Origin of the sequence: Galbitalea sp. SE-J8 (assembly GCF_030345695.1) — a bacterium.
Taxonomy (GTDB): Bacteria; Actinomycetota; Actinomycetes; order Actinomycetales; family Microbacteriaceae; genus JAUASV01.
Window position 1 is genome coordinate 19,150 of the sequence record NZ_JAUASV010000003.1, and the last position, 21,439, is coordinate 40,588.

Annotated in this window: 20 protein-coding genes; 12 read left to right on the top strand and 8 right to left on the bottom strand. The window is 72.8% G+C overall.

The features are described from left to right. The first annotated feature begins 63 nt into the window (after window positions 1-63). Complete coding sequence (locus tag QT381_RS03110; RefSeq protein ID WP_289247268.1) at window positions 64-345, top strand: HesB/IscA family protein; 282 nt, start codon at window positions 64-66, stop codon at window positions 343-345. Window positions 346-390: 45 nt separating this feature from the next. Here the strand turns inward: QT381_RS03110 and QT381_RS03115 are convergent, their stop codons facing one another. From QT381_RS03115 to dgoD, 3 genes are read right to left on the bottom strand one after another with little or no spacing between them, the layout of a single operon-like run. Then, complete coding sequence (locus QT381_RS03115; RefSeq protein ID WP_289247269.1) at window positions 391-1,227, bottom strand: SMP-30/gluconolactonase/LRE family protein; 837 nt, start codon at window positions 1,225-1,227, stop codon at window positions 391-393. After that, window positions 1,224-1,955, bottom strand: a complete 732-nt coding sequence (locus QT381_RS03120; RefSeq protein ID WP_289247270.1) for an SDR family NAD(P)-dependent oxidoreductase — start codon at window positions 1,953-1,955, stop codon at window positions 1,224-1,226. Before QT381_RS03120 ends, QT381_RS03115 begins: the two co-directional genes overlap by 4 nt. Window positions 1,956-1,972: 17 nt before the next feature. After that, a complete protein-coding gene (dgoD, locus tag QT381_RS03125; RefSeq protein WP_289247271.1) occupies window positions 1,973-3,121 on the bottom strand; it encodes a galactonate dehydratase in 1,149 nt (382 codons plus the stop codon). 107 nt (window positions 3,122-3,228) lie between these two features. Here dgoD and QT381_RS03130 point away from each other — a divergent pair, with 107 nt between their 5' ends. From QT381_RS03130 to eno, 5 genes are read left to right on the top strand one after another with little or no spacing between them, the layout of a single operon-like run. Further along, window positions 3,229-4,002, top strand: a complete 774-nt coding sequence (locus QT381_RS03130) for a FadR/GntR family transcriptional regulator (protein ID WP_289247272.1) — start codon at window positions 3,229-3,231, stop codon at window positions 4,000-4,002. Between the two features lie 24 nt (window positions 4,003-4,026). After that, entirely contained in the window at window positions 4,027-4,920 is an 894-nt protein-coding gene (locus tag QT381_RS03135; RefSeq protein WP_289247273.1) for a fumarylacetoacetate hydrolase family protein, read from the top strand. Beyond that, the gene (locus tag QT381_RS03140) at window positions 4,917-5,672 is read left to right on the top strand and encodes an SDR family NAD(P)-dependent oxidoreductase (RefSeq protein WP_289247274.1); all 756 of its coding nucleotides are present in this window, start codon (window positions 4,917-4,919) and stop codon (window positions 5,670-5,672) included. Before QT381_RS03135 ends, QT381_RS03140 begins: the two co-directional genes overlap by 4 nt. A gap of 10 nt (window positions 5,673-5,682) precedes the next feature. Continuing rightward, window positions 5,683-6,681 (top strand): phosphotransferase family protein, encoded by a 999-nt coding sequence (locus tag QT381_RS03145; RefSeq protein WP_289247275.1) that lies wholly within the window; start codon window positions 5,683-5,685, stop codon window positions 6,679-6,681. After that, window positions 6,669-7,970, top strand: coding sequence for a phosphopyruvate hydratase (gene eno, locus QT381_RS03150; protein ID WP_289247276.1), 1,302 nt, complete (start codon window positions 6,669-6,671; stop codon window positions 7,968-7,970). Before QT381_RS03145 ends, eno begins: the two co-directional genes overlap by 13 nt. 11 nt (window positions 7,971-7,981) lie before the next feature. Here the strand turns inward: eno and QT381_RS03155 are convergent, their stop codons facing one another. Next, window positions 7,982-9,004, bottom strand: a complete 1,023-nt coding sequence (locus QT381_RS03155) for a LacI family DNA-binding transcriptional regulator (RefSeq protein WP_289247277.1) — start codon at window positions 9,002-9,004, stop codon at window positions 7,982-7,984. A gap of 216 nt (window positions 9,005-9,220) precedes the next feature. Here QT381_RS03155 and QT381_RS03160 point away from each other — a divergent pair, with 216 nt between their 5' ends. The 4 genes from QT381_RS03160 (at window position 9,221) to QT381_RS03175 (ending at window position 14,323) form a co-directional block, all read left to right on the top strand. Then, window positions 9,221-10,525 (top strand): ABC transporter substrate-binding protein, encoded by a 1,305-nt coding sequence (locus QT381_RS03160; RefSeq protein ID WP_289247278.1) that lies wholly within the window; start codon window positions 9,221-9,223, stop codon window positions 10,523-10,525. Window positions 10,526-10,588: 63 nt separating this feature from the next. Further along, window positions 10,589-11,524 (top strand): carbohydrate ABC transporter permease, encoded by a 936-nt coding sequence (locus QT381_RS03165; RefSeq protein WP_289247279.1) that lies wholly within the window; start codon window positions 10,589-10,591, stop codon window positions 11,522-11,524. Window positions 11,525-11,528: 4 nt separating this feature from the next. Further along, on the top strand, window positions 11,529-12,359 hold the full coding sequence (locus QT381_RS03170) for a carbohydrate ABC transporter permease (RefSeq protein WP_289247280.1): 831 nt from the start codon (window positions 11,529-11,531) through the stop codon (window positions 12,357-12,359). Further along, window positions 12,356-14,323, top strand: a complete 1,968-nt coding sequence (locus tag QT381_RS03175; protein ID WP_289247281.1) for a glycoside hydrolase family 127 protein — start codon at window positions 12,356-12,358, stop codon at window positions 14,321-14,323. The genes QT381_RS03170 and QT381_RS03175 overlap by 4 nt, the downstream gene beginning before the upstream one ends. Window positions 14,324-14,419: 96 nt before the next feature. Here QT381_RS03175 and QT381_RS03180 read toward each other — a convergent pair whose 3' ends face one another. Then, the gene (locus QT381_RS03180; protein ID WP_289247442.1) at window positions 14,420-15,319 is read right to left on the bottom strand and encodes an aldose 1-epimerase family protein; all 900 of its coding nucleotides are present in this window, start codon (window positions 15,317-15,319) and stop codon (window positions 14,420-14,422) included. An 86-nt stretch (window positions 15,320-15,405) separates the two neighbouring features. Here QT381_RS03180 and QT381_RS03185 point away from each other — a divergent pair, with 86 nt between their 5' ends. Beyond that, window positions 15,406-19,182 carry a DEAD/DEAH box helicase gene (locus QT381_RS03185; RefSeq protein WP_502877421.1) on the top strand — a complete coding sequence of 1,259 codons (3,777 nt, stop codon included), beginning with the start codon at window positions 15,406-15,408 and terminating at the stop codon, window positions 19,180-19,182. Window positions 19,183-19,612: 430 nt separating this feature from the next. Continuing rightward, entirely contained in the window at window positions 19,613-19,804 is a 192-nt protein-coding gene (locus QT381_RS03190) for a hypothetical protein (protein ID WP_289247283.1), read from the top strand. Window positions 19,805-19,949: 145 nt separating this feature from the next. On the opposite strand, the gene mscL is transcribed toward QT381_RS03190, so the two are convergent. From mscL to QT381_RS03205, 3 genes are read right to left on the bottom strand one after another with little or no spacing between them, the layout of a single operon-like run. Then, the gene (gene mscL / locus QT381_RS03195; RefSeq protein ID WP_289247284.1) at window positions 19,950-20,447 is read right to left on the bottom strand and encodes a large conductance mechanosensitive channel protein MscL; all 498 of its coding nucleotides are present in this window, start codon (window positions 20,445-20,447) and stop codon (window positions 19,950-19,952) included. A 2-nt stretch (window positions 20,448-20,449) separates the two neighbouring features. Beyond that, window positions 20,450-20,779, bottom strand: a complete 330-nt coding sequence (locus QT381_RS03200) for an FmdB family zinc ribbon protein (protein ID WP_289247285.1) — start codon at window positions 20,777-20,779, stop codon at window positions 20,450-20,452. Between the two features lie 13 nt (window positions 20,780-20,792). Beyond that, window positions 20,793-21,377, bottom strand: a complete 585-nt coding sequence (locus QT381_RS03205; protein WP_289247286.1) for a 5-formyltetrahydrofolate cyclo-ligase — start codon at window positions 21,375-21,377, stop codon at window positions 20,793-20,795. Window positions 21,378-21,439 lie beyond the last annotated feature (62 nt).

The window sequence follows — 21,439 nt, forward strand, 5'->3', positions numbered from 1 at the left end:
GGAAGCGTGGCCCGCGTCATCCGACCCCGAACGGTCATCCGACCCCGAACGGAAGGAGCAGCCATGCTCACCCTCACCGAGAACGCCGCCACCGTCGTCAAGACCATCGCCGATCAGGCACCCGAGGCCGACCAGGTCGGCCTGCGCATCGCGGCCGACGCCACGGATGCCGCCGAGCTCACCCTCGCCGTCGTCACCGAGCCGCAGCCCGACGACCAGGTCGTCGAGAGCGCGGGCGCGCGCGTGTTCCTCGAGCCCAACGCGGCCCTGCTGCTCGACGACAAGGTGCTGGATGCGGACGTCGCCGAGAACGGCTCCGTGACGTTCGCGGTCGCGAACGCCTGACGCACCCGGGAGCGGGGGCTGGTCGGTCCACCGCCGCGAGGAACCTCAGCCCACGTCGGCGACGAACATCGCCCCGGAGCCGGGGGAGCGCGCGAGCGCCCGATCGTCCATGCCCTCGCGCGCGGTCGTGATGACGAGCACGTCGGCGTCCGTGCCGATCAGGGCGCACGAGGTCACCCGCGGCGCGGGCACGACGACCCGACCGAGCAACACGCCGTGCTCGGAGTACCGGCGCACCTCGCCGGCGCCCCAGACGCACAGCCACAGGGCGCCGCCCGCGTCGATGTGGAGCCCGTCGGGCAGCCCGCCCGACGGATCGTCGACGGTGAACGCCGTCTGCCAGCGCCGCTCGCCGTCGAGGTCGCCGCACCAGGAGACCGTGCGGGCGAAGGAGTCGACGTGGAACAGCCGGCCGTCGGGGTGGAAGGCGACCCCGTTCGACAGGCGCACCCCGGAGCGCAGCACCTCGACCCCGTCGCCGTCGATCCTCAGCAGCTGTTCGGTGCCCGAGTCGACGCCGCGGGAGAGCGTGCCGGCGATCAGGCGGCCGGACGGGTCGAGGCATCCGTCGTTGAACCGGCGGACGCCGTCCGCGGGGAACAGCGCGCGCGAGACCCGCTCCTCCTCCCCGCGGATGCGCACGACCCGGTTCTCGTTCGCGAGCACGAGCTCGTCGCCGCGGGTCAGGGCGCATCCGACCGAGCCGTCCGCCCGCGCGAGCACGGCCGGGTCGTCGAGCCGGTCGGGCGACGCGGCGAACACGGTGCCGCTCTCGATGTCGACCCACGTGACGCGGCCGAGCTCCGGCACCCAGCGGGCGCACTCGCCCAGCTCGAGCCGCGCATCGCCCACGGAGCGCGCCGGCCAGGTCGGCACGGTCATGCGAAGCGCGCCCCGAGGCCGCCGTCGACGAGCCAGTTCGCGCCCGTCACGAAGCTCGCCTCGTCGGACGCGACGAACACCACCACGCTCGCGATCTCATCCGGGGTGCCCATCCGCCGCAGCGGCTGGGTCTGCTCGACCGCCCGCCGGCGCGCGTCGTCGCCGTCGAACGACGCCGCGACCCGCTCGCTCAGCACCCAGCCGGGCGTCACGGTGTTGACGCGCACCCCGTGCGGTCCCATGTCGAGCGCGAGCGAGCGGGTGAGCCCGGCGAGCCCGGCCTTCGCGGCGCCGTAGGGGAACGCCCCCTCGGCGGTCATGATCGCGTGCAGCGAGCCGATGTTGACGATCGCGCCGCCGCCCCGGGCGATCATCCCGGGCAGCACGGCGCGGCTCATCAGCCAGGGCGCGCGCAGATCGAGCGCCATGAGGGCGTCCCAGGCCTCGGAGGTCATCGTCGTCGCGTCGGCGTTCGAGTCGCGGCTCGCGCAGTTCACGAGGATGTCGATCGCGCCGCTCTCCGCCACGATCTCGTCCGTGACACGCGCGATCGCCGCCTCGTCGGTCACGTCGACGCGCCGGAACCGCACGGCGTCGCCCGCCGTCGCCGCGAGCTTCCGGCCGCTCTCCTCGTCCACGTCGAGCGCCCACACGCGCGCCCCCTCGCGCGCTCCCGCGCGCACGATCGCGGCGCCGATGCCGAGCGCGCCGCCGGTGACGACCGCCACCCTGTTCTCCCAGCGACCTACCATTCCGCGAGGCTCCCGTCGACGTGCCGCCAGATCGGCGCGTGCCAATCATGTCCGCGTTCCGCGGCGGCGCGCACCGCCTGCTCGTCGACCTCGATGCCGAGACCGGGTCCCTCGAGCCGCGGGATGCCGCCGTCGACGAGGTCGAACACCGAGGTGTCCGCCAGGTAGTCGAGCACGTCCCACTGGGAGTTGTAGTGGATGCCGCGGCTCTGCTCCTGGATGAGGAAGTTGGTCGACGCGAGGTCGACCTGCACGCACGCGGCGAGGGCGATCGGCCCGAGCGGGCAGTGCGGCGCGAGGCTCGCGCCGACGGTCTCCGCCTGGGCGGCGATCCGCCGGGTCTCGGAGATCCCGCCGGCGTGCGAGACGTCGGGCTGGGCCACGGCGATGCCGGCGGCGAACAGGGCAGCGAAGTCCCACCGTGAGTAGGCCCGCTCGCCCGCGGCGATGGGGATGCTCGTGGCGGCGGTGACCGCCGGGAGCGCGCTCGCGGCGAGCTCGGGCACGACGGGCTCCTCCACGAACAGCGGGAGGAGCGGCTCGAGCAGGGGCAGCGTGCGCCTGGCCATCGCCGGCGAGAAGCGCCCGTGGAAGTCGAGGGCGAAGTCGGCGTCGTCGCCGAGCGCCTCCCGCGCCGCAGCGGCGCGCTCGACCACGCCGCGGACCGCGGCGGGCGAGTCGATCGCGGTGAGCGGGCCGGAGGCGTTCATCTTGACCGCGGTGAGGCCCTGGGCGAGTCGGGCCGCCACCCCGTCCCGCACGTTCGCGGGATCGTCGCCCGCGACCCATCCGTAGACCCGCACGCGATCACGCACGGCGCCGCCGAGCAGCTCGTGCACGGGGACGCCGAGCCGCTTGCCCGCGAGGTCCCACAGCGCCTGGTCGATGCCCGCGATCGCGCTCGAGAAGACCGGGCCGCCGCGATAGAAGCCCGATCGGGTGAGCTGCTGCCAGAGGTCCTCGATGCGCCGCGGGTCGGCGCCGACGAGCTGCGGCTCGAGCTCGCGCACGGCGGCGGCGACCGTGGCGGCGCGGCCCTCGACGACGGGCTCGCCCCAGCCGACGAGGCCGTCGTCGGTCTCGATCCGGAGGAAGAGCCAGCGTGGCGGCACCAGGAACGTTTCGACGCGTGCGATGCGCATACGAGCCTTTCTATCTGACTTCTTCGGCGAGATGCATCCGTTGCTACTGCTCTCCGCCGGAAAACAGCGGAACGGATGCCGACAGGGTATCTGATATGTTTGCCGGCATGAGCACGAGCGATGGCGCGGTGCCCACCGCGCTCGACGAGGCGGTGGGCGAGGTGCAGCACCTCGTCGTCGACCGGCTGTCGCCCGGTGATCAGCTGCCGTCGGAGGCCGAGCTGGCCGAGTCCATCGGGGTGTCGCGGCTCACGGTGCGCGAGGCGATCAAGGTGCTCGCGGGACGCGGCCTGCTCGAGATCGCGCGCGGGCGCCGCGCCGTCGTGCGCCCGGTGCAGAGCGACGTGCTCTCCGACTACCTCGCCATCGCCCTGCGCCGCGATCCCCGGGGTCTGCTCGAGCTCACGGCCGTGCGCCGCGCGCTCGAGGTGCTCAGCGTGGGCGATGCGGCTCGACTCGGCACGGATGCGGCGCTGCTGGCCGTCGCCTCCGCGTACGAGGGCATGGCGGGCGCCGCCGCCGCGCTCGACGGGGCGGTCGACGGGCCGCTCCTCGAGCGGTACCACCGCAGCGACATGGCGTTCCACGCCGCGGTGGCGCTCGCGAGCGGCAACCGCATGCTCGCGCTCGTGCTCGACAGTCTCGCGTCGTGCCTGCACGAGAGCTTCGCCGTCTCCGCCCGCGGGCACTTCGCGCGCGGCGGGACGATCGACGACGACCTCGGCGCCCACGAGCAGATCGCCGCGGCCGTGCGTGACCGGAACGCCGCGCGCGCGGAGCTGCTCATGCGGCGCCACCTCGACCAGTCGGAGCGCGACCTGCGGATCGCGATGCGCACCGCGCCGGCGCGGCCCGCGTCCGCCGATCCGGTCTCGGCGTGAACCACCACCACTGAAGGAGTACCCGTGAAGATCCTGCGCATCGGCGCGCCCGGTCGGGAGCGCTTCGCCGTGGCCGTCGACGACGGCCACGCGCTCGAGCTCGACGTCCCCGCGGACCCGTCGCTCGCCGTCGCCCGCGGCACGATCGAGGCGGCGCGCCGGGCGCTCGCCGCACCGCACGAGGCCCGCGCGATCGACCTCGACGGCGTGCGGGTGGGTCCGCCGCTCGTCCCCGGGAAGATCGTGTGCGTCGGGCTCAACTATCGACGGCACGCCGCGGAGGCCGGGATGCCGGTGCCGGCCGAGCCCATCCTCTTCCTCAAGGCGTCCGACACGGTCGGCGGCCCGGACGACGACGTCGTGATCCCGAGCGGCAGCACCAAGACCGACTACGAGGTCGAGCTCGGCGTCGTGATCGGGCGGGTCGCGCGCACGCTGCGCGACCCGGCGGCCGCGATGGAGCACGTCGCCGGCTACCTGCTCGCCGACGACGTCTCGGAGCGGGCGTTCCAGCTCGAGCGCGGCGGCCAGTGGGACAAGGGCAAGAACTGCGAGACGTTCTCGCCGCTCGGCCCGTTCCTCGTCACGGCCGACGAGGTGCCCGACCCGCAGGCGCTGCGGCTGACCTCCGCGGTCAACGGCGAGGTCCGGCAGGACTCGAGCACGGCCGACATGATCTTCCCGGTCGATCACCTGGTCTGGTACACGAGCCAGTTCATGACCCTGCACCCCGGGGACGTCATCCTCACCGGAACGCCCGAAGGGGTCGGCTCGGGGTTCGAGCCGCCGCGCTTCCTCGCACCCGGCGACGTCGTCGAGATCTCCATCGCGGGCCTCGGCCGCCAGCGCCACCGGCTGATCGCCGCCGGATCGGCCGAGGCCGACGCCCGCCTCACGACGGCGGGAGCGGGACGATGAGCGAGTTCCCCGAGGGATACAGCGTGCTCGTGATCGGCGCCGCCGCCGGCATCGGCCGGCAGACCGCCCTCCACCTCGCCGAGCGCGGCGTCGCGGTGACGGTCGCCGACCGCGACGAGGAGGGCGCGGCGCGGGTCGCCGCCGAGATCCGGGATGCCGGCGGCACGGCGCTCGCGGCGCTCGCGGACGTCACCGACCCGGCATCCGTTCGCTCCGCCGTGCTCGCGGCGGTCGACGGACACGGTGATCTGCACGGCGTCGTGAACAGCGCCGGGGTGCAGGGGCCGCTCGGCCGCCCCAGCCACGAGGTCGAGATCGACGACTTCGAGCGCACGGTGCGCATCAACCTCACCGCGGGCCTCGTGATCGCGCGGGAGGTGATCCCGTTCCTGCTCGAGCGCGGCTACGGGCGCGTCGTGCACGTCGCGTCCATCGGCGGCAAGGAGGGCAACCCGAACATGGTCGCCTACTCGGCGAGCAAGGCGGGTCTCATCGGTCTCGTGAAGGCTCAGGGCAAGGAGTACGCCCAGACCGGCGTCACCGTCAACGCCGTCGCGCCGGCCGTCATCCGCACGCCCTTCCTCGACTCGCAGCCGCGCGAGGTCGTCGACTACATGCTGCAGCGCATCCCGATGGGACGGATGGGCGAGACGAGCGAGGTCGCGGCGACGATCGCGTTCGCCGTCTCCCCGGCCTGCAGCTTCACCACCGGGTTCACGTTCGACGTGTCCGGCGGCCGGGCGACGTACTGAGGGAGTGATCGTGCCGATCGCACTGCTCGACACCACCTCCGCCGAAGCGCTGCTGCGGCAGCGCGGCCTCGTGCGCGGACCCGTGCGGATCCGCGAGCTGAGCGGCGGCGTGAGCAACGTCGTGCTCGCGGTCGAGGCCGACGGACAGCGGCTCGTGATGAAGCAGTCGCTCGAGCGGCTGCGGGTGGAGGCCGAATGGCTCGCCCCGCGCCGCCGCATCCTCGCCGAGGCCGCCGGGCTGCGCGTCGCGGCCGCCCTCGACCCGGCGAGCGTGCCGCGCGTCGTCGACATCGATCCCGAGACCATGCTCCTCGTCATGGAGATGGCGCCGGAGGGCACCGACGACTGGAAGCGGAAGCTCATGGCGGGTGAGATCGACGCGGACTTCGCCCGGCACGTCGGCCGGCTCGTGGGCCGGATGCACGCCGAGACCGCGGGCGCGCCGCTGCCGCGCGAGCTCACCGACGACCCGGCCGCGTTCGAGGCGCTGCGTCTCGACCCGTACCACGAGGCGGTGGCGCGGGCGCTGCCGGAGCTCGCGGATGCGGTGCGGGCGGTCGCGGACCGCATCCGTCGCGAGCGCGTCTGCCTCGTGCACGGCGACCTGTCGCCGAAGAACGTGCTCGTGCTGCCGGGGGGCGCGCCGCACGCGTGGCTCATCGACCTCGAGGTCGCCCATCGCGGCGATCCGGCGTTCGACGTCGCGTTCATGCTCACCCATCTGGTGATGAAGGCCGTGCACCGCCGGGCTGACCGGGCGCGCTACGACGCCGCGGCCGACGCCTTCCTGGCCGGCTATGCCGAGCACCGCCGGATACCGGACGACGACGCGCTGCTGCCGCAGCTCGGCTGCCTGCTGCTCGCGCGCGTCGTCGGCAAGTCGCCGGCGGACTACCTGTCGCCGCCGGAGCGGGACGTCGTGCGCGCGCTCGGCGCGGCGGCCGTGACCGGCGGGGCCGGGAGCCTGAACGAGCTGCGTGAGCGGAGGAGCCGCGAATGGGATCGATGACGATCGAGTCGGTGCACGCCTGGGAGGCGCTGGACTCGCGGGGCCGACCCACGGTGGCGTGCCGCGTGCGGCTCGCGGGCGGCGGGGTCGGCCGGGCCGTCGCACCGTCCGGCGCGTCCCGCGGGGCGCACGAGGCCGTCGAGGTGCGCGACGGCGGCGACCGCTACGGCGGGTACGGCGTCCGTCGCGCGGTCGCCGCCGTGAACGACGTGCTCGGGCCTGCCGTGCGCGGCCGCGACGCGGGCGACCGGGCGGCGATCGACGACGACCTCGAGGCGCTCGACGGCGAGCCCGGGTTCGCGCGCTACGGCGGCAACGCGGCGCTCGCCGTCTCGCTCGGCGTGACGCTGGCGTACGCCGACGGCGAGAGCGTCGAGCTGTGGCGCACGCTCGACCCGTCGGCGCGGCCGCTCATCCCGATGCCGATGGTCAACATCCTCTCCGGCGGCGCGCACGCCGGCGGCGCCGTGGACCTCCAGGACTTCCTCGCCGTGCCGCTCGGCGCGGAGAGCTTCGCCGAGGCGATCGAGTGGGTGGACCGCGTGCGGGCGGCGTGCGCACGCCTCGTGGACGCCGCGGGCGGCTGGTCCGCGCTCGTCGCCGACGAGGGCGGGCTCTCGGCCCGGCTGCCGGGGAACGAGCAGGCGCTGCGCATCCTCGGCGACGGCATCGAGGCCGCCGGGTTCGTGCCGGGGGACGACGTCGGCATCGCGATCGACGTCGCGGCGAGCCAGCTCACCGAGCACGGCGGCGTGCGCCTGCGCGGCGAGGGCGTGTTCCTCGACAACGCGGCGTGGGTCGACCGGGTCGCCGACTGGGTGCAGCGCTATCCGATCGTGTCGGTCGAGGACGTGCTCGGCGAGGACGAGTGGCCGGCCTGGCGCGGTGCGTCGCAGCGGCTGGACGGCATCCAGGTGCTCGGCGACGACCTGTTCGTGACCGATCCCGAGCGGCTCGCGCGCGGCGTGCGCGAGGGCGTCGCCAACTCGGTGCTCGTCAAGGTCAACCAGGCGGGCACCGTGACCCGCGCGGAACGCGTCGTGCGCGCGGCGAGCGCCGCCGGATACGCCGCCGTGGTGAGCGCCCGCTCCGGCGACACCGAGGACCACTGGCTCGCCGACCTCGCCACCGGATGGCGTGCCGGGCAGATCAAGGTCGGCTCGACGATGCGCAGCGAGCGCACCGCGAAGTGGAACCGTCTGCTCGAGATCGAGTCGGACGGCGACACGGAGTTCGCCGGTCGCGGCGCGCTCGCGCCGCTCACCGGTCCGGTGCCGCCCGTTCCCTGAGACCCCGGTCTCTAGAAGGTCGACTCGCGCACGACGACGCGGGAGTCGACGACGTGCTGCCCGGGTCGCGGGTTGCCGGCCATCGCCTCGGAGAGCAGCTGCGCCGCGAAGCGGCCGACCTCCTGGAAGTTCATGTCGATCGTGGTCAGCGGCGGCGTCGCCTCGGCGGCGAAGATCTCCCAGTTGTCGTGGCCGAGCACGGCGATGTCGCCGGGCACCGCGCGTCCCGCGGCGGCCAGGGCGTCCATGACGCCCCGGGCGATCTGGTCGCTGCCGCACATGACCGCGTCGATGTCCGTGCCGCGCTCGATCAGCATCCGGGTCGCCTGGCGGCCCCAGCGCTCCGACCACGGGCCGAACAGCGGCGGGATGGCGAACTCGAGCCCGGCCGCGGCGAGGGCCGAGCCGGCGCCCTCGGCCCGCTGCCGGGCCGCGGCGAAGTGGCGATCGCCGCCGACGTAGGCGATCCGGGTGCGCCCGACGGACAGCAGGTGCTCGACGCCGACCCGGCCGGCCTGGCGGCTGTCGGTGACCACCGACATGTCGTCGTCGTCGAACGACGCCCCGTAGGCGTAGACGACGGGCACCGGCAGGTCGCGCCCGAGGGACGGCCGGGGAGCCGCGCTGTCCGCCACCACGATGAGCCCGTCGACGCGGCGATTGAGCAGGGCGTTCAGGTGGTGCTGCTCGCGGATCGCGTCGCCCCGGGCGTCGCACAGGAACACCGACAGGCTGCCCGCGCCGAGCGCGTCCTCAGCGCCCATCAGGATCGGGAGCGAGAACCGGCCGATAAGGTCGTTCGTGAGCAGGCCGACCGTGTTCGTGCGGCCGGCCAGCAGGCTCTGGGCCATCGGGTTCGGCCGGAACTGCAACGTCTCCGCGGCCGCCTCCACGGTGGCCCGGGTACCGTCGCTGATGCCGGCGCGGTTGTTCATCACCTTGGAAACCGTTGCAACCGACACGCCGGCGAGCTCGGCGACATCGCGCAGGGTCGTTGCTCGTCGAGCGGTGGACGCGTTGATTCCCGATGACATGGGCGCCGAAGTCTCCTCTGCTCGTCCGTGCTTCGAACCGGCGGTTCGAGCGGAACTCTATCCGCTTGACAAGTGTAAGCGCCGGTTCCTATAGTTAGGAAAAGCTTTTCGTAGTTTTCCACATCCGTGGTGCGAAAGGCGTGGGCGCACCCGGGCCGCGATGCCCGGTGCCCCACGGATGCTCCCCCTCAACGATGAGAAGAAAGGCACCTCCCGATGTACACAGCACATCGCTCCACGCGCGCGCCGAAGGCGCTCGCGACGGTCGCGTCGCTCGCCGCGGCCGGCCTGCTCCTGGCGGGTTGCTCGCCGAGCACCACCACCCCCGGCGGCGGCACCGACGCCACCGCCACGGCCGACGGCACCGACGACGGCACGAGCCTCACGATGTGGACGCGCGCCGCGACGCAGACGCAGAGCAAGGCGTTCGTCGACGCGTACAACGCGTCGCACAAGAACCAGATCGAGCTCACGATCATCCCGACCGACGACTACCAGGCCAAGGTGGGCTCGGCGGCGGGGGCAAACAGCCTCCCCGACCTGTTCGCGTCGGACGTCGCCTACCTGCCGAACTACACCTCGCAGGGCCTCTTCCAGGACATCACGTCCCGCATCGACGCCCTCCCGTTCGCCGACGACCTCGCCCAGTCGCACATCAAGGCGGGCACCTGGGAGGGCAAGGAGTACGCCGTTCCGCACACGATCGACGTCTCGGTGCTGTTCTACAACAAGGACCTCTACACGCAGGCCGGGCTCGACCCCGACAAGCCGCCGACGACGCTCGAGGAGTTCGGCGAGCAGGCGCGTGCCGTCAACAAGCTCGGCGGCGACGTGAGCGGCACGTACTTCGGCGGCAACTGCGGTGGCTGCCTCGCCTTCACCTGGTGGCCCTCGATCTGGGCGGCCGGCGGCCAGGTGCTCAACGAGGACGGCACCGCATCGCTGCTGAACTCGGACGACGCGAAGGCGGTCTACGCCTTCTACCGCTCGCTGTACGACGACGGCATCACGGGAGCCGGCACGAAGGACGAGACCGGTGCGACCTGGGTCGCTCCGTTCCCGGACGGCAAGGTCGGCGTCATGCCGATGCCGTCGACCATGCTCGGCGACATGCCGGCCTCGACCGGAGTCGCGCCGATCCCCGGCCTCGGCGGCGGCGAGTCGACGTACGTCGGCGGTGACGCCATCGGCATCTCGGCATCCAGCAAGCACGCCGACCAGGCCTGGAACTTCCTGGCGTGGTCGCTCGGCGACGAGGCTCAGGTCGAGGTGCTCGCCAAGAACAACGACGTCGTCGCCCGCACCGACCTCGCCTCGAACAAGTACTCCGAGAAGGACCCGCGGCTCGTGACCATCAACGAGGTCGCGGCCAAGGGCGTGGCGCCGCTCGCCGTGAACATGGGCGCGGCCGTGAACGACCCGAACGGGCCGTGGACGGTGCTCTTCCGTGACGCGGTGTTCGGCGACGCGAGCAAGATCGACGCCGACAACGACGCGATCACGGCGATCCTCGCCGGTTGACCAGCGGGTGGGTGCCGGCATCGCGCCGGCACCCGCCCGACCATCCCCGTCTGGAGTTCCACGATGACCACCCACTCTGTGTCGGCGCGCGCGGCGGCGGCCGCGCGCCGGCCGCGGCGACGGATGCCGATGTCCCGCCGGCGCGCACTGCTCGGCTGGGCGTACGCGGCCCCGGCCGCGGCGTTCGTCGTGCTGCTGTTCCTGCTCCCGCTCCTCACCGTCAGCCGCATGTCCGTCAGCGACTGGTCGCTGCTCGGCGGCGACAAGGGGCTCAACGCGCCGGACAACTTCGTCGACGTGTTCCGCGAGCCGCTGCTGTGGCCGAGCGTGGCGTTCACGCTCGAGTACACCGTCATCGTCGGCGTCATCGTTCTCGTGCTGGCGATGCTGCTCGCGCTGCTCGTGCAGGAGAGCACGCGCTGGAACTCCGTGCTGCGCACCGCGGTGCTCGTGCCGAGCGCGCTCGGGCTCGCGAGCTCGTCGCTGCTCTTCTGGGGCCTGTACAGCCCGAACATCGGCCCGCTCAACCCGATCCTCCAGGGGCTCGGAATCATCGACGAGCCGATCTCGTTCCTCGGCACCCCGGATGCCGCGCTCTGGTCGACGGTGTTCCTCATCGTCTGGCGCTTCACCGGCTTCTACATGCTCATCCTCATGGTCGGGCTGCAGGCCATCCCGGGCGACGTCTACGAGGCCGCCCGTCTCGACGGCGCCGGCCGGATCCGCACCTACTGGAGCGTCACCCTGCCGCTGCTGCGGCCCTCCATCGCCCTCGCCACGGTGCTGAGCGTCACCGGGTCGCTGCTCGCGTTCGACCAGTTCTTCATCCTCACGAAGGGCGGGCCCGACAACACGACCGTGACGATCGTGCAGCTCATCTACCGGGCGGCGTTCCAGCACTTCGACCTCGGCGTCGCGGGCGCGATGTCGCTCCTCGTGCTGGCCGCGCTGCTCGTCATCAACCTCATCCAGTTCCGACTCCTGCGTGCAAAGGACTGACCGCATGCTCCGCACCACATTGCGCGGCCTGACGCGCACCCCGTACTACGTCCTGACGGCCGGGATCGCGATCATCTTCCTGTTCCCCCTCGTCTGGGCCGCCTACGCGTCGGTCGCCCCGCGCGGCGGCTCGGCGCAGGCCGAGGGATTCGGGATCGGCAACTACGTCAAGCTGCTGAACTACGACGCCGGTCTCGGCACCTACGTGCTCAACAGCGTCATCGTCTCGGGACTCACCGTGATCATGACGACCGTGGTGGCGCTGCTCGCCGGCTACGCGTTCGCGCGCTTCGCGTTCATCGGCAAGAACGTGCTGTTCATCCTCGTGCTCGGCATCCTCATGGTGCCGTCGGCCTCGCTGCTCATCCCGCTGTACGTGCTGCTCGGATCGGTCGGCCTCTCCAACTCGCTGTTCGGCCTCGCGCTCGTGCTCACGATGTACCAGCTGCCGTTCTCGATCTTCATGATGCGCATCTCCTTCGAGGCCGTGCCCGCGGAGCTCGAGGAGTCCGCGCTCGTCGACGGCACGACGAGCTTCGGAGCGCTCTGGTACATCCTGACCCCGGCCGTGCTGCCGGGGATCGTGACGATCGCGCTCTACGCCTTCCTCGCCGCCTGGAACGACTTCATCGCGCCGCTCATCCTCATCAACGACTCGTCGCTCGCGCCCCTCCCGCTCGCGATCGCCAACCTGCGCCAGCAGGCGATGGGCGCGATCGACTACGGCGTGACCGAGGCGGGGGTCGTGGTGCTCGCTCTGCCGTGCGTCGTGCTCTTCCTCGTGCTCCAGCGCTTCTACATCAAGGGATTCATGTCGGGAGCGCTGAAGGGATGACCTCGATCGACAGCACGGTCCACGCGCCGCACGCGACCCCGGCATCCGTGCCCGGACCCGCCCTGCCCGTCCAGCCGCGCGCCGGCACGCTGCGACCCCTCGACCTCCACGCCGTGTCGCTGCACCCCGAGGGGTACTGGGGCACCTGGCAGCGGCTCAACACGGAGCGGATGATCGAGCACTGCCGCTACTGGATGGAGCGCGTCGGCTGGATCGGCAACCTCGAGGCAGCCGCGGCCGGCACGCTGCCGCAGGCGCGGCGCGGTCGCGAGTTCACCGACTCCGACGTGTACAAGCTCATCGAGGCGATGAGCTGGGAGCACGGGCGCACGGGCGACCCCGACCTCGACGCGCAGATCCGCGAGCTCATCGCGATCGTCGGCCGGGCGCAGGAGCCCGACGGCTACATCAACACCCGATTCGGCCGGCCCGGGCAGGCGCCGCGGTACTCCGATCTGGAGTGGGGCCACGAGCTGTACTGCTACGGGCACCTGCTGCAGGCCGCCGTCGCCCGGTGCCGCACGTCGGGGGAGGACGAGCTGCTCGCGATCGCGACGCGCGTCGCCGACCACGTGTGCGACACGTTCGGCCCCGACGGCATCGACTCGGTGTGCGGGCACCCCGAGATCGAGGTGGCGCTCGCCGAGTTCGCGCGCCTCACCGGCCAGCGCCGGTACCTCGATCAGGCGGCGCTGTTCGTCGAGCGGCGCGGGCACGGCAGGCTCGCCGAGATCGAGTTCGGTCGCGAGTACTACCAGGACGACATCCCGGTGCGCGACGCCACCGTGCTGCGCGGGCACGCGGTGCGCGCGCTGTACCTCGCCGCCGCCGCGGTCGACGTCGCGGTGGAGACGGATGACGCCGACCTGCTGGCCGCGATCGAGCTGCAGTGGGAGAACACGGTCGCGCGTCGCACCTACCTGACCGGCGGCATGGGCTCGCACCACCAGGACGAGTCGTTCGGCACCGACTTCGAACTGCCGGGCGAGCGCGCCTACTGCGAGACCTGCGCCGGCGTCGGCTCGGTGATGCTGAGCTGGCGACTGCTGCTCGCCACCGGTCGAGCGCGCTACGCCGACCTCATCGAGCGCACGCTGCACAACGTGATCGCGACCTCGCCGGGCCGCGACGGCCGCTCCTTCTTCTACGCGAACACGCTGCACCAGCGCACGCCCGGCTCGCCGGTCGACCCCGCGAAGCAGAGCCGGCGCGCGGCGTCGAGCCAGCGCTCGGCGTGGTACGAGGTGTCGTGCTGCCCGACCAACGTGGCGCGCACGTTCGCGACGCTCGGCTGCTACCTCGCGACCACGACGGACGACGCCGTGCAGGTGCACCTGTACACCGCGGGCAGCATCCGCGCCGATCTGGCCGCCGGCCCGGTCGAGCTCGAGGTCGGCACCGACTACCCGTACGACGGCGCGGTGCGGATCCGCGTCGTGACGGCGCCCGAGGGCGACTGGCGGCTCTCGCTGCGCGTGCCGGCGTGGGCGGAGGGCGCGACGCTCACGGATGACGCGGGCACGCGGATCGCTGCGGCGGCCGGCGGCTACGTGACGCTGCCCCGTGCCCTCGGGGCCGGGGAGGGCGTGACCCTCGAGCTGCCGACCGAGCCCCGCTTCAGCTACCCCGATCCGCGCATCGACGACGTCCGCGGCGCCGTGGCGATCGAGGCGGGCCCGCTGGTGTACTGCGCCGAGTCGTTCGACCTGGGCAGCGACGAGAGCATCGACGACCTGCTCGTCGACACCTCCGTCCCCGCCCGTCGCAAGGGACGCGACGGGGTCGTCGTGCACGGCCGGCGCGAGTCGCCGATCGAGCACGCGTGGCCGTACGGGCCGACGGCTGCGCCGGCGCCGCGCACCGACCAGGACATCCGGCTCGTCCCCTACAGCGAGTGGGGGGAGCGGGCGTCCGGGACCATGCGGGTCTGGATCCGTCGCGCCGACGCGCCCGCCGCGGGCTGAGCGCGCGGGCGCTCGCCGCGGACGGGCTCGACGTGCGCGGACGGGCTCGCCGTGCGCGCGCTGCCGTGCGCGGGCGCGCGCCGTGCGCGGCGAAGGTCAGAGCGCGGCGATCGTCCAGCCCGCGCTCGTCGAGGCGGCGGGCGCGAGCACGACGACATCCGTTCCGCTGTTGAACGCGTCGGGCGGGCAGGTCATCGGCTCGACCGCGAGACCGATGCGCGAGAGCTCCGGCGCGTCGGGACGGTCGGCGGTGTGCACCTGCAGCCAGCCGCACGCCTCGTCCCACGTCACCCGCACGCCCGTGCCGTTCGGCGCCGTGATCGTGACCGACCGCGAGGCGAAGCCCGTGAAGGCGTGGTCGATGAACGTGTCGCCGATCGGACGCGGCGAACGGAAGTCGAACGCCGGCGGCACGGGGTCGAGGGAGACCGGGATGAGCCGGTCGTCGGTGACCTGCAGCACGCGCGTGGCACTCGACTCGAGCGTCCAGTCGTCGACGCGCCCGTCGCCCGCGACGAGGTACGGATGCGGTCCGGTGCCCCAGGGGGCGGGCGACGGACCGACGTTCGTCGCCGTCACGGTCTCGTGCAGGCCGTCGGCGTCGAGCTCGTACGCGACGAGAACGTCGACCGCGAACGGGTAGCCGGCCTGGGGCACGATCGACGCCGCGAGCACCACCGAATCGGCCGCGACCGCGACCTCGGCGAAGTCCAGCCAGGCCACCAGGCCGTGCAGGGCGTGGCCGCGCTTCGGCTCGGTGAGCGCGAGCTCGTGCAGCACGCCGCCGAAGGCGTACCGGCCCTCGACGACGCGGTTCGGCCACGGCGCGAGCGTTGCGCCGCGGTACACCGGCCGCACCTCGTCCGCGTCGTACGGCACGACGAGGTCGCGGCCGTCGACGGTGAGCGCGCGCAGGGACGCCCCGACGCTCGCGATCGCCGCGCGATAGGGTCCGGAGGACAGCTCGTACTGTCGGCCGCTGAGCGAGGTCACGATCCGAGAGCCTATCCGCTCGCGTCGATCGGCGCGCCGAGCCGTGAGCCTCCCCGGATCGCACCCTGACCAGCCTTAAGGTGGCCCTCGTGTGGCGTGTCGACCGGAGCAGCACAGACGTGCATGCAAAGCCCCTGACCGACGACGAGCGCGCCCCGGAGCACGGCGGCGAGCAGCTCGGCGCGCGGCAGCTCGGCGCTCAGCAGCTCAGCGCCGTCACGCCCGGCGACGACGCCGACGTGACCCGGATGTCGTGGCGCGCACAGCTCGGCGCGATCGGCGGGCGCTCCGCGCTCCTGCACTTCGTGGACACCCCGCGCACGCGCATCGAGCTGTCGGCGACGCACCCCGGCGGACTCGCCCAGTTCATCACCGGCCGCACCACCCTGCTGTCGAACCTCATCCGCGACGACCTCGCGCTGCGCACCGCGAAGGTCGCCGCCGGCCTCATCGCCGCGAAGGGCCTCGAGCTCGCGACGACCCGCGGCATCGACGCGGCGCACCTCGGCATCGGCATCGCCGAGTGGCAGTACGGCGACGACGACCACCGCGCCCCGATCCTGCTGCGCCCGCTCGCCATCCGTCGCGCCGGCCGCGACTTCGAGGTGAAGCTGCGCGGCGGGGCGTTCCTCAACCCCGAGCTTGCGCGCGCGCTCGCCGCGCAGTTCGGCATCGAGCTCGATCCGCACGCGTTCGCGGCGCTCGCCGACGACGACGGCAGCTTCAAGCCGAACCAGGTGATCGACCGGCTGCGCGGGCTCACGAGCCACCTCGAGTGGTTCAACGTGCAGCCGCGGCTCGTCGTGTCCACCTTCGCGGATGTCGCGCCCGCCCTGCGCGCGGACGTCGCCTCGCTCGACCATCCGGTGCTCGACGCCGTCGCCGGCAGCGTGCCCGCGCAGTGGTCGGTCAAGGAGGGCTACGCGCCCGTGCAGGCGGAGGGCGCCGACGCGCGCTCGCCGCAGACCGACGTGCTGCTGCTCGACGCCGACGCCGAGCAGGAGAACGTGATCGCGCAGATCGCGGCCGGCAACTCGGTCGTCGTGAAGACCCTGCCCGGCACGGGCGGCACCCAGACCATCGTCAACGCGGTGGGCGCGCTCGTCGGACAGAACAAGCGCGTGCTCGTGGTGAGCGCGCGCCGCGCCTCGCTCACCGGTCTCGCCGAGCGCCTCGCCGACATCGGACTCGGGGGTGTCGCCGTCGCGCCGCGCACCCTGCGGCGGGACCTCATCCGTTCGATCACGCGCAACGAGCGTGCCAGGCGACCCGACACGAGCGAGGTCGACGAGGCACTGCTGCGGCTGCGCAACGTGCTCGTCGGCTACCGCGGCGCGCTCGCGAAGTCCGACCCGGCACTCGGCGTGAGCGTGCTCGACTGCGTCACCGAGCTGTCGCGCCTCGCGCTGCTGCCGACCCCGCCGACGACCGCGTCGCGCCTGAGCCGGAAGGCGATCGAGGCGCTCGCCCACGACCGCGCGTCCGCCGCCGGCACGATGGTCGCCGCGGCGAACCTCGGCGAGTTCCGCTACGGGCCGGGCGACTCGCCCTGGTACGGCGCCCAGTTCCGCACGAGCGACGAGGCGCTGCGCGCGCACGACCTCGCCAAGCGGCTCTGGAACGAGGACGTGCCCCGCCTCGTCGAGCGCGCGAACGCCGTCATCGGCACGACCCGGATGCGGCCCTACGGCTCGATCCGCGAGCTCGGCGTGTACCTGCGCCTGCTCGTCGACGTGCGCGACTCGCTCGACCGGTTCACCCCCGCGGTGTTCGACCGCTCGATCAACGAGCTCATCGTCGCCACGAGCCCGCGGCGCGACAGCCCGGAGATGTCGAGCGCGAACCGCCGCCGGCTGAAGAAGCTCGCGCGGGAGTACGTGCGCCCGGGCGTGCACGTGAGCGACCTCAACGAGGCGCTCACGCGCATCCAGCAGCAGCGCTCGCTGTGGCAGCGCTTCGCCATGGACGGCGTGCCGCCCGAGGTACCGGTCGGCATCGCCGATCTGCAGGTCGCGTACCAGCAGGTCGAGCAGGATCTGCGCTCGCTCGACGCCCCGCTCGCGGCGCTCGGCGAGGACTCGCTCGTCACGCTCGCCGTCGACGCCCTGCTGGCCCGGCTGCAGGACCTCGCCGCCGACTCCGACGCGCTCGACAACCTGCAGGAGCGCACGGCGCTCATGGCCGAGCTGCGCGACCTCGACGTCGATCCGCTCACCCGCGACCTCGCCATCCGTCACGTGCCCGAGCACCAGGTCGCCGCCGAGCTCGAGCTCGCCTGGTGGACGAGCGCGCTCGAGTCGCTGCTCGACGCCGACCGCGCGCTGCTCGGCGCGGACACGACCGTGCTCGACCGGCTGGAGGCCGACTTCCGTCTCGTCGACGAGGCCCACGCCGGCGGCAACGCGGGGCTGCTCGCGTGGCAGCTCGCCGAGAACTGGCGGATCGGCATCGTCGACTGGCGCGACGAGGCCGACCTGCTCAAGAACCTGCTGCGCCGGCCGAACGTCACGCCGTACGACCTGCAGACCACCGCGCCGCACCTGTCGCGCACGATCGCGCCGGTCTGGCTCGCGTCGCCCTACGAGGTGCCCGCGATCCCCGAGACGATGCCGTTCGACGCCGTGATCCTCGTCGACGCCGGGTCGACGACGATCGCCGAGAACGCCGCCGCGATCAAGCGCGCGCGCCAGGTCGTCGCGTTCGGCGACCCGGTGACGCAGACGCCGAGCGCGTTCCGCCTCGCGATCGACGAGCCCGAGGTGCTCGCCGAGGAGCCCGAGGCGGATGACGCGGGCCTCGCCGCCCTGCACGACGACTCCGCGCTCGCGCGGCTCTCCGGCCTGCTGCCGACGCTCGCTCTCACGCGCTCCTACCGGCCCGGCGGCGAGGACCTCGCCGAGCTCGTGAACCGCCGCTTCTACGGCGGACGCATCGAGTCGCTCCCGTGGGCCGGCTCGTTCCTCGGCCACCCGAGCCTGTCGATGGACTACGTGCCCGACGGCACCGGCATGCCGGACGGCTACACCGGCGCGGTCGAGAGCACGGATGCCGAGGTGTCGCGCGTCGTCGACCTCGTGCTCGCGCACGCGTCGCAGCGTCCGCGCGAGTCCCTCATGGTCATCACGGCATCCGCCCTGCACGCCGTGCGCGTGCAGCAGGCCGTGCTCACCGCGATCACGCACCGGCCCGAGCTCGGCGACTTCGTCATCGGCGACCGGGCGGAGCCGTTCGCGGTCATGACGATCGACCAGGCCGTCGCGGAGAGCCGCGACCGGGTGATCTTCTCGATCGGCTTCGGTCGCACGCCGCACGGCAAGGTGCTGTCGAACTTCGGCGTGCTCGGCCGCCCGGGCGGGGAGCGCCTGCTCGCCGTCGCGATGACGCGCGCCCGCCGCTCGATGTCGATCGTGTCGTGCTTCCGGCCCGACGACATCGACGACAGCCGGATGAGCCACGGCGCGATCGCGCTGGCCGAGATCCTCGCCGAGGTCACCGCTCGCTTCGCGGCCGACGCCGACCCGATCCCGGACGACGGCGACCCGATGCTCGTCGACCTGGCCCGCCGCCTCGAGGCCCGCGGCCTGCGCGTCGCCCTCGGCCACCGCGGCAAGCTCGGACTCGTCGCCGCCCACGGCGGCATGTGCGTCGCGATCGAGACCGACGGGGTGCTGCACTCCCAGACGCTGCGCGAATCGCTGCGGCTGCGTCCCGAGCTGCTGCGCCGGCTCGGCTGGCACTACGTGCGCGTGCACTCGTTCGAGCTGTTCAACGACCCCGACGCGGTTGCCCGGGGCATCGTGACGATGCTCGGCGCCGACGCGCACCCGCTGACCGAGGAGATCCCCGTCGTAGCATCGGTCGGGTGACCGAGCCGGCGCGGCCGGGGTCGGAGCATCGGTCCGGTGGTCGTCATCCGACGGTGGCGTCGCGGTAGCGGAGCATGTCGCTCGCGTGGTCGATGATCTCCGGGACGGTGGTGAGGTCCATGTCGAGGCGGTTGGGGCCGGACCGGATGCCGACCGCGGAGGTGCCGCCCTCGTCGACGTAGGTGTAGGCGTAGTCGGCGCCGGCGATGTCGACGGGTTCTGCCGAGGGCAGAGGATGCGGCCGGGCCGGGCGGGACCGCAGCGGTCTCCGACCGACCGGCGCATCCGGGGGTGAGAAGCGTGAGGCCGATCAGCGCAGCAGCCGCGATCAGGCGAGGACCTGTCGACATGAGGACAGCTTCAACGTCTCGCGGGAACGGCGCCACCCCCCTCGGGGGGCAGTGCCCGGGTCGTCGCCTACCATCGTCAGATGACCGAATCGGAGCGAGCGGATGCCGCGGCCGCACCGGGCGGGCAGCGCCGCGGTGGTCGTCGGGTCACCACGGCGCCGCCTCCGGGCTCCGACCCGCATCCGGTCGCCGAGCCGGAACGCCACGCGCCGGCGGAGAACGACGCCCGGCTGCGCGGGGACGTTCCGCCGCACTGGGGCAAGACCCACTGAGACCGCTCACCTGGCCGCTCGTTTGGTGAGGGGACGCATTCTGTCGGAATAGCCGGGGCTTTTCCGACAGAATGCGCCCCCTCAGCGCCCGCGTAGCGCCTGCAGCGCCTGCGCAGCGCCTGTGCAGCAGCGCCCGCGTAGTGCGCTACGTGCTCGCGGGCGTGGCGGGCGTCGCGCCGTCGGGGGCAGCGGCGGGCTCGGCGTCGTCGGCGTGCTTGCCGTGGTGCGCGGCCTGGTCGGCGGCGAGCAGGTCCCGGATCTGCCCGAGCAGCTCGAGCTCGCTGGGCGCGGACGGCTGCTCCTCGGTCTTCGGCTCGTTGCGGGCCGCGAACACCTTCTTGAGCAGGTAGTTCACCGGCAGCACGAGGGCGAAGTAGACGACCGCAGCGACGATGAGGAAGTTGAGCAGCGCGGCGAGCACGGCACCGAACACGATGTGCGCTTCGCCGCCGGATGTCGTCGGGACCGTCACGTCGAGGGTCTTGCTGAGGTCCTCAGCGTTGAAGATCGCGCCGATCGCCGGGTTGATCACGTTCGTGACGATCGAGTTGACGACCGCCGTGAACGCGGCGCCGATGACGACCGCGACGGCCAGGTCGATGACGTTGCCGCGCAGGATGAACTCGCGGAATCCCTTGAGCATGGTCACTCCTTCTTGGTGGATGGGGCCTTCTGGGTGGATGGGGCCTTCTGGGTGGACGAGGAGGATGCCGTGGCGGGCGGGGTGGACGTCGTCGACGGCGCCGTGCCCGAGGTCGAGGCCCCGGCGGCATCCGTCGATCCGCTGCCCGCCGGCTTCGCTCGGCTGTCGGTGCGGTAGAAGCCCGAGCCGCTGAACGTCACGCCGACGGGGGAGAAGACCTTGCGCAGCGAGCCGCCGCAGTTCGGGCAGATGGTGAGGGTGTCGTCGGTGAAGGCCTGGTGGATGTCGAACGCGTGCGCGCAGTCGGCGCAGCGGTACGAATAGGTGGGCACGGTTCGTTTCCCGTCAGATCGTGATCACGGCGCTCGGCGTCACGACGCCGTTCACCGGCTCGTCGTGGCGCTCGCGGGGCACCTCGTCGACGTACTCGTCGTCGAACAGCACAGCGTAGACGGGCGGGCAGCGGCTCATCGAGCCGATGGTCTTGTCGAAGTAGCCGAGGCCCCAGCCCATCCGCATGCCGGTGCGGTCGACGGCCGCCGCGGGCACGACGATGAGGTCGACGTCGTTGATCGCCATCGGGCTCAGGATGTCGGTGGTCGGCGCCGGCATGCCCAGGGCGTCCTCGAGCTCGTCGCCGCCCTCGTACGGCGCCCAGTCGAGCAGTCCGTCGGCCCGGGAGACGGGCAGCAGCACCCGGATGCCGCGGTCATGCGCCCAGCGCACGAACGGCCGCGTCGGCGGCTCGTCGGGCAGGGACAGGTAGGCGGCGAGCGAGCGGACGGGCACGGACTGGGCCTCGACGAGGCCGATGAGGTTCGCGGTGATCGCGACCTCGGCATCCGTGCGCTCGGTGGCGGTGCGCACGCGTCGGCGCTCGCGGAGCTCAGCACGCAACGCGCGCTTCTCGTCGCCGATCTCGTCACCCATGGGGACGATTCTAGGCAGGGGGGTGTCTAGGCAGGGGTGGCGGCCCCCTGCCCGGCCAGTAC